Below are 11,819 nucleotides of genomic sequence, written 5' to 3' on the forward strand. Positions count from 1 at the left end.
GGCCGGGCCGACGCCCGCGCCGAGCAGCGCGCCGCCGGCCGCGCCGATGACCGTGCTCTTGGTGTTGCCGCCGATCGCCTGGCCGACCAGCGCGCCGCCGGCGCCGCCGACCAGCGCGCCGGTGGTGGCCCGCTGCTGGCTTTCGGTCTGCGTCTCGCAGCCGGCAAGGGCCGCGGTTATGAGCACGGCCAGAATAGCCTTCTTGATGATCATCTCTAGAACTCCTCTGAAGCGCCCCAGAGACTGAAATTGGGGGCGAATGGTTGCCAGTTGCTGGCGCATTGCGGCGGAACGTAGGCGGTGTTCCTCACGAAGTAAGACATGGTTTCTCGGCTCTTGAGGATCGTGGTCGCCAAACCGCAAACGCCCTGCGCGAACAGCACGATAACGTTTCGACTTGATTCAGGTTGCGAAAGCGCAAGGCCGCCTCGGTCCGCATCGCCATTTTCGCAGCGGCAGTCAGAAAGCCGGAGCGACTGCAACCATGACGTTCCGCATATTGGTTGATCTGGTGGAGGACATCCTCCGGCATGGTGACGTTGACCCGCACGTCTGGAAAGTCCGGGAAGGATACGCCGAAGTCGCTGTCCGCTTCCTTGTGGATCAGTCCGATGTAGTGCCGCAAATCCTCCGCGCCTGAGTCGATGCTCCTCGAAAGAAGTGAGGAATTCGACATAAAATGGACCGTTATTCCTAACCAAGCCGCATGTCGCCAATTGCTAGACTGAAGTATCGGTACGACGGCGCGAGGCGATGAACAAGGGTGCAGCGACTGGCGGCCCTCCTTCGGGGAGGCGACGTATTCGCGCGGCGCAATATCTGCGTATGTCAACCGACCGGCAAACTTACTCCATTGAAAATCAGAGGGATGCTATCGAGGTCTATGCCGACCTCATGGGTTACGACATTGTCGCCACCTATGAGGACGCCGGCAGAAGCGGCCTGAACATTGAAAGACGGCCGGGGCTGCGCCGGCTGTTGGAGGATGTTGAAAACGGGCAAGCGGATTTCGAAACGGTCGTCGTGTACGATGTCAGCCGCTGGGGGCGCTTTCAGAACATAGATGAAAGCGCTTCGTATGAATACCGATGCCAAATGGCCGGCGTGCGGATCGAGTACTGCGCCGAGCAGTTTGCGAATGACGGCAGCGTCGGATCCGATGTGCTGAAAGCCATCAAACGCAGCATGGCCGCCGAGCTGAGCCGGATGCTCTCGCAGAAGACCTTCATCGGTCAAACCCGAGCGGTCAAGATGGGCTTTCGCGGCGGCGGTTACGCTGGCTATGGTTTGCGGCGCCTGCTCGTCGATGCTGCAGGAAAGCCGAAAGCAGTCCTCAAGCGCAATGAATGGAAGGCCCTGGCGTCCGACCGTGTCATCCTTGTGCCCGGACCCGAAGCGGAAATCGCGACGGTGCGCTGGATCTTCAAGCAGTTTGTGAAGGGCAGGCTTGAAGTCCAAATCGCGAGAGATTTGAACGAGCGCGGCATCGTCACGGACCTGGACCGGCTGTGGACGACCGCGTCCGTGCGCTCGATCCTGACCAATGAGAAGTACATCGGCAACAATGTCTGGAACCGGACGTCCGAAAGGCTGCATACCAGAAGGGTGAAGAATCCACCCAGTGCATGGATTCGTGCGGACAACGTGTCGGTGCCGCTGATAAGCCAAAAGCTTTTCGAGCGTGCCCGAGCCGTTGCAAAGACGCGTGCACCCGTATCAGCAACGTTCAGTTGCTAGCCGACCTTTCCAAGCTTCTAAATGAACGAGGATCGCTCTCGGGCTCAATTATCAACGCGACGCCCGGCCTTTCGACGAAAAGCATGTACATCCATCGCTTCGGAACGCTGCAGGCGGCTTACGACCTGGTTGGATATGAGGCGTCGGCGAACTACCGCTACTTCAACGTCATAACCCAGCTTCATCGGCGACGGCTTGAAATCATTCAGGATCTTGTGGCGGCAATCGGCCACGCCGGAGGCGTGGCCGATTACGACTCCAATGCCAAGCTTGTGAGGGTCAATGAGGAATTCACTATCGCCATGTGGATCGCCCGCTGCCGGCCCTCGCCTTACGGATACTCTCACTGGCCATTCCGCAAGCGCCGGCTGTTGGGGGGTGACGTTTCGGTGCTGATCCGGGTGCTGCCCGATAATGCAACGGTTCGCGATTATTTCATTGCGCCGGCCTGGGAAGCCGAGCAGGCACCGCCCATGCTTTCCCCAAACAACGGCGTGCGCCTTGACGCCTTCCTATTCCCGTCTCTGGCGCCGTTGGTCGAATTGGCAAAACGGGCACCCATCGGAAGAGCAGCATGACGCAAGCTGAAGCCTCTCCCATCTTGAAGAGCAGCCGACATGCAATTCATCTAACGGGCGATTTGCGCGAGCCGGCCAGGACGCTGAAGAAGTACCCGTTTGTTAAGACGTATAGAAAGCTGACCGATCGAATGCGGTGCTTCATTGGCGAGGCGAAAGCGTTGCGGGAGCGGCTAGATATCGTTGTGCAAGCATTCCGCCAGTTGCTGGCCGTTGACATGTTTCGAGACCTGCTGAAGTCGGAAGGTTTCGTGCTGATGCCAGCGACACTGGCGGATAGAATTGTGGGCCTGACTGCCCCCATCGCCGAAGCGAAACCGAACCAAAGCGAAACGACGAGCAAGCAGCTTATCGGAGGAATTTGCCCGGAAGTCCTTGAGCTTTTGCAGGATTGCGTCGTTCCGCCAAAAATGTTCGGCCTGCTGCGCCAGGTCGTGCCAAGCCGGCAGATCGAGATCGCCCAACTCATGGTTGCGCTGGAAAGGGTAAAGCTCAATACCGCAAGGGTTTTCATCGCCCTCACGCCGCAGTCACAGCTTGCGGACCCTTCGACGCCGCGATGGCAGTTCGCTGGCATTGATGCCGTACGGTTGACCGCTATGGAAATTGAGTTTGCCGAGTTGAGCCAGGAGTTCCGAAACGCCGCCGAGCGCTGGGGCTCGTGGAGTCTCGAACTTGTGGCGGCGCGAGGGTATATCAACCGCCTGATGGACAGTCCCAAGGTGGTGCGGTATCTCGCCCCTCGTTTCCCAGAACAATTTGCGGCATTTCAACAGGGATTGGAGACAACTCCCAGATTCCCTGTTTTAGAAAATCCTTAATTGCCCTACGGTAATGTCATCAGGGGGTGGGGACCCGCTGCGGTCTAAACGTGGGTAGCGGCGTTGCCAGGCAGCGCATGCAGGGTTGGGCGAAAATGGGGTTGGCGTTATTTAAGATTGGCGAGTGCCAAGGCTGCGGCGGTACCGGCACGATGTTTGATTGTCCGAGATGGCGAAGCTCGAACGGCCATTGCTGCCCGGCGGGCACGCATCAGCACAAATGTCCTGGAATTACACTGACATGCGCTGAGTGCGACGGCACGGGCGGGGCGAAGAAGCCTGCGGGATATACGGAATCGGACGCCGCCTGACAACATTCGGTGGCAACTTAGCATAGGCCGCCCTTTACTAAGGCGACCACCAAGCAGCACCGAGCAACTAAGCCAATTCCTGGCGGCAGCGGAGCGGCTGCATCTAAGCATCGTCGGCCCGCTGATATCGCCATCGTGCGATCACCGCATGAGACGCTGTTGAAGACGGTGCGAATTGACAGGCGCATGGCCGGCACGCCGCCCGCGGAGTGAGCCGCGGGCCGAACTCCGCCTCGACACATTGTTACTGACCTGGGCGAACCACCTCTCGCATTCCCATGACGAGGTTCGAATCCGTCCCGTTCCAGCTTGGCTGTGCGACGCGGGTCATTTTCGACTAAGTCAGTGGTTGCTGCACCGCCAGATGTCCGTCTTGCTTGCCCGTTTTCCCGCCTTCCATGATAATACTTACCGTGGGAGGAAGCTGCCATGGACGAAGCGGGCGTTGTTGATGCCGTGGTCGTGGGCGCTGGGTGGGCCGGTCTCGGCGTCAGCTATGCGCTGGCGCAGGCCGATATGCGGCACTGCGTCCTGGAGCGCGGGCGCGTCGGCGAAACGTGGCGGACCCAACGTTGGGACTCGTTCCACTTCAATCTTCCCAACATGTACAGCGTGATGCCCGGCGATAGTTACGATGGCGCGGACCCTGAAGGGTTTATGACGCATACAGGGTTTGTGACGCTGCTCGAGGACTATGCGCGGCGGCGCCGACTGCCGGTTCGCACCGGCGCCTCGGTCACAAAACTGGAAGCAAGTAACGGGCTCTTTCGCGTTGTGACGCCGGAGCAGACGTGGCTGGCGAAAAACGTGGTTGTCGCCAGCGGCAGCCTGAACCGCCCGCGTCGGCCGCCTTCGGCCTCCGCGTTGAGGGGCGGGCCAGTGCAGCTTGACGCTTCAGACTACCGTAATGCCGGCGACCTTCCAGCCGGAGCCGTGCTTGTCGTCGGCAGCGCACAGTCAGGTTGCCAGATCGCCGAAGACCTGATCCTGGCGGGCCGGGAGACTTATCTTGCGGCGGGCCATATTGGCCGTCTGCCACGACGCTATCGCGGGCACGACATTGCCGTGTGGTTGGTGAAGACCGGATTGTTTGACGTGCCCCGCAAGGATTTCGTCGATCCGTCCGGCCGCGTTGCCGCTCGGCCCATGCTTGGCGCGTTGCACACGATAAGCCTGCAATCTCTCAGCGCGCAGGGCGTTGTGCTGCTGGGACGATTTGTCGGAGTGGATAGCGGTCGGCTCGTCTTCACCGACGACGTTCTCGAAAACATTCGGTTCGGCGACGAGATTTCCGCGCAGTTCAAAAGCCGTATCGATGAATTTATCAGATGTAATGGTCTCAACGCTCCTGCGCCCGTTGAGGACGAGGCGGAGGCGGTCGCTCCGCGCCTACCCCGGCCCCCCATTCTGTCGCTCGATCTCGTTGAGCGGAACATTTCAGCGATTGTCTGGTGCACGGGCTTCGAGGGCGACTTCAGCTGGATCGATATACCCGGCGCTCTCGACGAGCGACGTCAGCCGGTTCACGAAGATGGCATTGCCCCGGTCCCCGGAATCTATTTTGCCGGACTTGATTTTGCGTCCACACGCCGGTCAGGCACCATTATGGCTGTCGAAGACGAAGCGCGTCGATTTGTCGGCCATATGTTAACTCGGGCTGATCAGCCATAAAATAGTGCACTGTCACCGCAATTCGGTTGAGCGTTTCGTTTGCCGCCCCAGCTGCTACTCGACGATCTTCCAGTACGAGTCCTTGCGGATCACCTTGCCGTCGCGGAACGTGTAGAAGTCGCAACCGCGGACTTCCTTTTTCACGCCTTCGCGGGTGGTGCCGGTGAGGGTCCATTTCGAGATGCCGGTATTGGCCGTCGCGTCCACGAAATGCTCACCATTGCCATAGTGAACGTCGGGCAAGCCTTCGAAGCGTGTGGCCAGCGCATCGCGAACTTTCGCTTTGCCTTCGAAGCGGGAACCCCATGGCTTGTTGCCTCTCGGCATCTCCAGGACGCAGTCGTCGGCAAAGCACGCCATGATGCGATCGAGATCGTGGGCGTTGAAGGCCTCGCATAGCTCCGTCAGCGTCGATCGAATGTCCATTCGCCCGTCTCCTCCGGTCGGATAGCAGATAACGTGCACGTTCGATGATCGAAGTAGGTCACCGGCGGCGATGCCGGTCAAGGTCTCCGAGGCTCCCGCAAAACGCGTCCCCGCTCATGCCCCTCCGCATCATTCCCGCCACTCTGCGCGATCTCTCCTACATCGCCGCCAACCTGCGCCCCGAGGACCGCGCCGAGATCGACTGCCAGCTCGACCATTGGACGCCGGCGCTGCTGGCGCTCACTGCCCTGCAGGGCATTGCCCATGTCGCCGAGCTCGACGGCAATCCGGAGGCCGGCTTCGGCGCCGCCGAGCAGCGCGGCGGGCTGTGGATCGCCTGGAGCTGGGGCACGCGCCGCATGCGGCGCTGCGTGCCTCAGATCACGCGCTTCTTTCATACCGTGCTTGGCCCCCAGGTCGCGGCCAGGGGCGCCTGGCGGGTCGAGGCGAGGGCGCTTGCCGGGAACAATCTTGCCTTGCGCTGGCTGGACAGGCTCGGCGCCACGCAACGCTGCCGCCTGCCGGGCTACGGCAAGAACGGCGAAGATTTCTTCCTCTATGACTGGACAAGGGAAACGTGGAAAAATGTGTCTGTTTCAAAAACCGCCGGAACTGAAGCCGCTGCCGCCGACGCCGACCGCGCAGGACAAGGACGTGCAGGCGCGCGAGGCTGCGCTGCGGGCTGAGCTCGAGCAGCGCCAGGGCACGCTCTCCACGGTCAAGACCGACCTCGCGCCCGGCGATCTCGCCGGTCGTCGCCGCGTGCTGCTCGGAGTCTGACGCCATGACCGCGATGAAGCGAAGCTTTCGCCGGCGCGTGCTGGACTGGTGGTACTGGCGCCGGCATGCGCGGCTGGTGAAGCGGCGGTGACATGGCTGATCTCCCCCGCGAGGGACACAAGGGGGAGATCGGCAGTTCCGGCCTCCGCCTTTCCTCCCGGGTCCCCCAAAACCTCCGCTCATGTTGCACTGCGTTAAATTTGTTGCATTGCGATATCAGCGCACCGGCTCGAAACTCCTCGCGGCGGGGTTTTCTGCACGGGGTTTTGGCGTGTCAGTATCATCCCGGCCACCGGCCTGCCTTGATGAACGATTTGCATTGCTGAAGCTCCCGCTCTCAAGGAGTTCGCATGACCCGATCCCGTGTCGAATGCCTGGACGGGCTTCGGGCGCTTGCCGCGATGTGGGTGCTTGTCGGGCACTGTCTGCTTCTGACCGGCTGGCGTGTTCCGGTCCTGGGCGAACCGGATCTCGGCGTTGATCTCTTCATCATGCTGTCCGGTTTCCTGATGGTGTTCCACTACCAGCTTCGCCAGGACAGGGAGCCTTGGCAAAGTCCGGAGACCTGGCTGAAATTCTGGACACGCCGCTACTTCAGGATAGCGCCGCTGTTCTATGTCATGCTTTTCCTGGCGCTGGCGCTCGGGCCCTATCTCTACGAATCCAGGACGGTCATCGACGACTTCCTGCTGAGATCGCATCAGGCGCCCGAGCGTTACCTCGACAGCGGCCTGAAGAACATCGTCGCCCATCTTCTGTTCCTGTTTGGCCTGTTGCCGAATTTCGCCTACCGCACGCCGCTTCCCGACTGGAGCCTGGGGCTGGAGATGCAGTTTTACGCGGTCTTTCCGGCCGTCATGCTGCTTGTCCGCAGGCTCGACTGGATACGGAGCGCCGTGCTGATCGCGGCGCTCGGCGGCCTCGTCGTGTTTGCGATGGGGCAAATGTCGGTGCATTTTCCGATGCCGTCGTTCCTGGCGCTGAAGATGCAGGTATTCCTGTGCGGGATGCTTTTGGCCGGCGTTCTGCATCAGAGCCGGCCACGGCCCATTCTCTATCTGGCGTTGGCCATGCTGTTGGGGGCGCTGCCCTATGGCGGCGAATATGGGCCGGGAAAGCTGCTGATGCGCGAAGTGCTGGTGATGGGCTTCTTTGCTCTTGTTCTCTATCGGATTCTGCCGGGAATGGCGGGCGTCGTGGCAGCAAGGATAGCCACGACGCTCGGCAACCGGTTCTTTCATCTGATGGGAGAGCTTTCCTTCAGCATCTACCTGATCCATCTGTTGGTTCTCCAACCGGTCGCGGCTTTCGTCATCACGCAATATGGCCACGATCTGGTGGCGCCGCTTCGCTTCGCGATCGTCCTTCTCATTGTCCTGCCAACGGTTAGCCTGCTGTCTTGGATCACCTATAACCTGATCGAGATTCCGGGCCAGAAGGCTGGCCGTTTCGTCGTCCAGCGCTTCGGCCGCAAGACGATGCTGGAAACGACGCCGGCGTCGGCCGCTGCACATGATCCAGCCCCTGGTCGGCGATGACGACGGAGATTTGCTCGTCGGTGCTGCCGCGGGAGAGCTTGAAGTCGGGGAAGTCGACCGAGCGATAGTTCGGACAGGTCGCCTTCCAATAGCGGTCCAGCCGGGCGATATCTCGATCACGTCGGAGGCCTTCCGGTTGCCCGCCTCGAGAAAGGCGGTGAACGCCTCGATCCGGCGGATGCGCAGCCAGCTGCGGCTAGCGTAGCGCGAAGGGCAGCATCAAAGTCGGCGACGAGGTCGCGATCACCGCGACCGTCGGAACCTCCCCTACCCAGTCCGATCCAGCCGGTCGCGCAGCATGCTCCACGGCAACAGCATGTTGGGCGCATAGCGCAGCAGGCCGTGGAACGGGATCGGCGCTGCCGGCGCGAATGGCAGCTGTAGGCTCCGCGCTTCTGTCCCGGCCGCCCAGTCGGCCAGCACCTTGCCCATGGCCGTGGTCATGGCGATGCCGCGCCCGTTGCAGGCGCGCGCGGCGATCAGACTTGGGCCGAGGTCGATCAGATGCGGCAGGAAATCCGGTTCGACGGCGGCGATCCCCGACCAACTATACTCAAGCGGCGGCAGGTCAGGCAGCTCCAGACACCGCGCTATTCGCCGCCAGAGTATTTGCGGCACGCGCCCGTCGGCGCCCGCGCTCACCACATGCATGCCGCCGCTGATCAGCCGGTTCTGGGCATCGAAGCGGAAGGTGATGAGATTGCGTCTGGTGTCGGAAAAACCCTGGCCGCCTGGCAGCAGGCGCTGGCGCGCCTTCGGGGGCAAGGGCTGTGTCGCGATCTGGAAAACCTTCAGCGGGAAATAGGTCCGCCGCAGTGTCGGGTTGAGCCCTCCGCCATAGGCGTTGGTGGCGATCAGCACCTTGCCGGCACGCAGTGAACCCGAAGGCGTCTTCAGCGTCCAGCCGTCGGACGCACGGTCGATCGATGTGACGCGCGTGTGCTCGAAAATCCGCGCGCCGGCCTTTTCGGCGGCATCGGCCAAGCCGCGCGCGAATTCGACCGGATTGAGCACCCCGCCCGAGTGGTCCATCCAACCGCCGGCATAACCACAGGCACCGGTCAACGCCTCGGTCTGCTGGGGGTCCAGCATCACGGCCGGCCTGCCGCGCTCCGCCCATTGCCTCGCGCGGGATCGGATTTTTTCGAGAGCAGCCCATGAGTGCGCCGCCTGTATCCAGCCGTTCTGCACGGCGTCGCAGGCGATGCCATGCCGCTCTACGAGGCCGAAGACGAGGTCGGCGCTGCCGGCGGCGAATTCGATCAGCCGCTCGCCGCGCTGGGGGCCGAGATGCGCGGATATGGCGTCCGGATCCATCTTGGCGAAGTTCGGCACGACGAAGCCTGCATTACGGCCGGTCGCCCCCCAAGCGATGATTTCGGCTTCGAGGACAGCCACCGAAAGACCTTTGGCGGCGGCATGCAGGGCCGTCGAAACACCGGTAAAGCCGCCGCCGACGATGGCAAGGTCGACATCGAGCCTGTCTTCCAGCGCTGGCCGGGGAAGGCGATCGCGACTGACCGCGTGCCACAACGAAAGCGCTTCCTGTCGCGCCATTGGGTTCAGGACCTCTCGCTGGCGGTGGCCTTCGCTCGCTTGCCGAAGCGCATTCGCCGCGGCCGTTCACCGAACAGGCCGTTCGGCCGGACCAGGAGGATGACGCACAGCATCACGCCGATGGCGACGATTTGCAGCGAAGCGGCGCGTGCCTGCTGCTCGGGCGAGAACAGGATGCTGGTCATGGTGCCCGATCCTGCCCATATCGCCCACACCAGGATGCTGCCGACGACGGCGCCGGTATTGCTGCCCGAGCCGCCGACGATCAGCATCACCCAGACCTGGAAGGTCAGGATCGGCAGGTAATTGTCGGGCGCGATGAAACCGGTAAAATGCGCTTGCAACGCGCCGGCCAGCGCCATGACGGCGCCGCCGACGGCAAAAGCCTGGACCCGGTAGAAGCGCGCGCTCTTGCCGAGCGAGATCGCCGCGCGTTCGTCCTCGCGCAGCGCCTTCAGCACCCGCCCCCACGGGCTGCGCGACAGGTGCTCCAGGGCCAGATAGACGATCAGCGTGACCGCGCAGACGATGGCAAGGTTGGAGAGGTTGAACAGCAATGGGGTCTCGGCGAGGCTGCCGAAGGGGCGCGGAATGAAGCCGATGCCGAACGGGCCGCCGGTGAGCTTTTGTGCGTTGAGCGCGACCAGTTGCACGACGACGGCGACGCCGAATGTGGTGATCGCAAGATAGTCGGACCTGAGACGCAGTGTGGCGATGCCGGTCAGCGCGGCGGCAATACCGCCGACGACCATGGCGCCAAGCCAGCCGGCCAGGATCGGCAGGCCGAAGCCGCCCACGCGTGCGGCATCGTCGGGCGTGGTCAGCAAGGCCGAGGTGTAGGCGCCGATGGCGACGAAGCCGGCGAGCCCGACATTGAACAGGCCGGTCAGCCCCCATTGCAGGTTGAGCCCGAGCGTCACCAGCGAGAAGATCAGCGCGGTGGTCAGGAAGAATGCGCCGTAGCCTACGAGGTCGATCATCTCTCCCGAACTCCGAAAAGGCCGATCGGCCGCACGAAAAGCACCGCCATCAGGATGATGAAGGACACGGCGGCGCGCCATTCGGCGCCGATCAATTGCACCGCCCCGGCTTCGGCGATTCCGATAATCAGGCCGCCGAGCACTGCGCCCGGAATGCTGCCGATGCCGCCGAGGATGGCGGCGGCAAACATCGGCAGCAGCATGTCGAAACCCATGAAGGGGCGGATCTGCACCAAAATGCCGATCATCACGCCGGCCACGCAGGCAAGGGCCGCGCCAAGGATCCAGGTGACGCGCACCACGCCGGCGACGTCGATGCCGACGATGCGGGCAAGAGCTGCATTCTGGCTGAGCGCCTGCATGGCGCGCCCGATCTGGGTGCGCGTCATCAGGAGATGCACGCCGAGAACCAGCACGATGGTCAGCAATAGCAAGGCGATCTGGTCGGGCGTGATGCGGATACCGAAGCCGACCGGCATGGCGATCTGGATCGCCCGGCTGAAATAGGTCGGCCGCGAGCTGAAGGTGAATTCGAGCAGGCTGCGCAGCGCCATCGAGGCGCCGAAGCTCGCCATCACCACGATGATCGCCTGGCCCTGCGCGCGCAGCCGCGAAAACAGCACCTTGTCGAGGAGCAGTGCCAGCAGCGCTGTGAAGGCCATGCCGACAACAAGTGCGACCAGGAGTGGCCAGCCGAAGGAGAGGGGCGCGATCGGCGCCACCTTGCCGAAGGTCGCGCCGATGGCGCTGACGACGGCGAGCGTCGCATAGGTGCCCCAGGCCATGAAGTCGCCATGGGCAAAATTGGAGAAGCGCAGAATGGAGTAGGTCAGCGTCACGCCTATCGCTCCGAGGCCGATCATCGAGCCGGTCAGCAACCCGTCGACGACAAATTGCAGACTCATGCCGCGCCTCCGTTCTCGGCGTGCCCCGTCTTCTTTGTGCTGAGAGGGCGCTGGCCGAGATAGAGCTCGGCCACAACCGGATCGTTCCATAGTTCGGAGGCAACGCCCTCATGGCGATCCTTGCCCTCGACCAGCACATAGGCGCGGTCGCCGATGGCGAGCGCTGCCTTGGCGTTCTGTTCGACCAGCAGGATGGTGACGCCGGACTTGCGAATGGCCGAAAGCATTTCGAACACCATCGACACGAATTTCGGCGACAGGCCGGCCGACGGCTCATCGAGCACCAGCACCTTGGGATGGACGATCAGCGCTCGCGCCACGGCCAGCATTTGCCGTTGCCCGCCGGAAAGATTGCCGGCCGCGGCTCGGCGCTGGCGCGCCAAGTCGGGGAACATGGCGTACATCTCTTCGACACGGCCCGGCGCCTCGCGCCGCTCGAAAATGCCGCAGGAGACCTTCAGATTGTCCTCCACCGACATCATTGGAAAGACGTTTTCGGTCTGCGGCACAAAGGC

The 11,819-nt window shown here is 62.5% G+C and carries 13 protein-coding genes and 1 pseudogene; 7 read left to right on the forward strand and 7 right to left on the reverse strand.

Features of this window, described 5'->3' with window-relative positions:
• A partial coding sequence (locus EN742_RS10225; RefSeq protein WP_128332757.1) for a YMGG-like glycine zipper-containing protein occupies positions 1-213 on the reverse strand: 213 nt, incomplete at its 3' end.
• Positions 214-424: 211 nt separating this feature from the next.
• A pseudogene (locus EN742_RS10230) lies at positions 425-625 on the reverse strand (type II toxin-antitoxin system HicB family antitoxin); the annotation flags it as partial.
• Between the two features lie 128 nt (positions 626-753).
• On the opposite strand from EN742_RS10230, the gene EN742_RS39265 reads away from it, so the two are divergent.
• The 4 genes from EN742_RS39265 (at position 754) to EN742_RS10250 (ending at position 5,118) form a co-directional block, all read left to right on the forward strand.
• Complete coding sequence (locus tag EN742_RS39265; protein WP_245492287.1) at positions 754-1,737, forward strand: recombinase family protein; 984 nt, start codon at positions 754-756, stop codon at positions 1,735-1,737.
• Complete coding sequence (locus EN742_RS39270) at positions 1,731-2,315, forward strand: hypothetical protein (protein ID WP_245492288.1); 585 nt, start codon at positions 1,731-1,733, stop codon at positions 2,313-2,315. The genes EN742_RS39265 and EN742_RS39270 overlap by 7 nt, the downstream gene beginning before the upstream one ends.
• On the forward strand, positions 2,312-3,136 hold the full coding sequence (locus EN742_RS10240) for a plasmid partitioning protein RepB C-terminal domain-containing protein (protein ID WP_127420349.1): 825 nt from the start codon (positions 2,312-2,314) through the stop codon (positions 3,134-3,136). Before EN742_RS39270 ends, EN742_RS10240 begins: the two co-directional genes overlap by 4 nt.
• Before the next feature lie 740 nt (positions 3,137-3,876).
• Positions 3,877-5,118, forward strand: coding sequence for an NAD(P)/FAD-dependent oxidoreductase (locus tag EN742_RS10250; RefSeq protein ID WP_128332758.1), 1,242 nt, complete (start codon positions 3,877-3,879; stop codon positions 5,116-5,118).
• 54 nt (positions 5,119-5,172) lie between these two features.
• On the opposite strand, the gene EN742_RS10255 is transcribed toward EN742_RS10250, so the two are convergent.
• Positions 5,173-5,625, reverse strand: a complete 453-nt coding sequence (locus EN742_RS10255) for a nuclear transport factor 2 family protein (protein ID WP_245487588.1) — start codon at positions 5,623-5,625, stop codon at positions 5,173-5,175.
• Between the two features lie 35 nt (positions 5,626-5,660).
• Here EN742_RS10255 and EN742_RS10260 point away from each other — a divergent pair, with 35 nt between their 5' ends.
• From EN742_RS10260 to EN742_RS10265, 3 genes are all read left to right on the forward strand, one after another.
• Positions 5,661-6,230 (forward strand): hypothetical protein, encoded by a 570-nt coding sequence (locus EN742_RS10260; protein WP_128332759.1) that lies wholly within the window; start codon positions 5,661-5,663, stop codon positions 6,228-6,230.
• A complete protein-coding gene (locus tag EN742_RS40000; protein WP_281034950.1) occupies positions 6,199-6,324 on the forward strand; it encodes a hypothetical protein in 126 nt (41 codons plus the stop codon). Before EN742_RS10260 ends, EN742_RS40000 begins: the two co-directional genes overlap by 32 nt.
• A 350-nt stretch (positions 6,325-6,674) precedes the next feature.
• Entirely contained in the window at positions 6,675-7,862 is a 1,188-nt protein-coding gene (locus EN742_RS10265; RefSeq protein WP_128332760.1) for an acyltransferase, read from the forward strand.
• Between the two features lie 267 nt (positions 7,863-8,129).
• Here EN742_RS10265 and EN742_RS10275 read toward each other — a convergent pair whose 3' ends face one another.
• From EN742_RS10275 to EN742_RS10290, 4 genes are all read right to left on the reverse strand, one after another.
• A complete protein-coding gene (locus tag EN742_RS10275) occupies positions 8,130-9,419 on the reverse strand; it encodes an FAD-dependent oxidoreductase (RefSeq protein WP_189375256.1) in 1,290 nt (429 codons plus the stop codon).
• Between the two features lie 5 nt (positions 9,420-9,424).
• Positions 9,425-10,399 carry a branched-chain amino acid ABC transporter permease gene (locus tag EN742_RS10280; protein ID WP_189363233.1) on the reverse strand — a complete coding sequence of 325 codons (975 nt, stop codon included), beginning with the start codon at positions 10,397-10,399 and terminating at the stop codon, positions 9,425-9,427.
• Positions 10,396-11,304, reverse strand: a complete 909-nt coding sequence (locus EN742_RS10285; RefSeq protein WP_127423155.1) for a branched-chain amino acid ABC transporter permease — start codon at positions 11,302-11,304, stop codon at positions 10,396-10,398. The genes EN742_RS10280 and EN742_RS10285 overlap by 4 nt, the downstream gene beginning before the upstream one ends.
• Positions 11,301-11,819 (reverse strand): ATP-binding cassette domain-containing protein (locus EN742_RS10290; protein WP_128332761.1); only part of this gene is annotated, 519 nt, incomplete at its 5' end. The genes EN742_RS10285 and EN742_RS10290, both read right to left, overlap by 4 nt.

Source organism: Mesorhizobium sp. M4A.F.Ca.ET.020.02.1.1 (genome assembly GCF_004022645.1).
Lineage (GTDB): Bacteria > Pseudomonadota > Alphaproteobacteria > Rhizobiales > Rhizobiaceae > Mesorhizobium.

Excerpts from the sequence above, each read along its gene's own strand:
- EN742_RS10260 (WP_128332759.1), top strand. The coding sequence starts at position 5,661 with ATGCCCCTCCGCATCATTCCCGCCACTCTGCGCGATCTCTCCTACATC.
- EN742_RS10275 (WP_189375256.1), bottom strand. The coding sequence starts at position 9,419 with ATGGCGCGACAGGAAGCGCTTTCGTTGTGGCACGCGGTCAGTCGCGAT.
- EN742_RS10265 (WP_128332760.1), top strand. The coding sequence starts at position 6,675 with ATGACCCGATCCCGTGTCGAATGCCTGGACGGGCTTCGGGCGCTTGCC.
- EN742_RS10280 (WP_189363233.1), bottom strand. The coding sequence starts at position 10,399 with ATGATCGACCTCGTAGGCTACGGCGCATTCTTCCTGACCACCGCGCTG.
- EN742_RS10240 (WP_127420349.1), top strand. The coding sequence starts at position 2,312 with ATGACGCAAGCTGAAGCCTCTCCCATCTTGAAGAGCAGCCGACATGCA.
- EN742_RS39265 (WP_245492287.1), top strand. The coding sequence starts at position 754 with ATGAACAAGGGTGCAGCGACTGGCGGCCCTCCTTCGGGGAGGCGACGT.
- EN742_RS10250 (WP_128332758.1), top strand. The coding sequence starts at position 3,877 with ATGGACGAAGCGGGCGTTGTTGATGCCGTGGTCGTGGGCGCTGGGTGG.
- EN742_RS10285 (WP_127423155.1), bottom strand. The coding sequence starts at position 11,304 with ATGAGTCTGCAATTTGTCGTCGACGGGTTGCTGACCGGCTCGATGATC.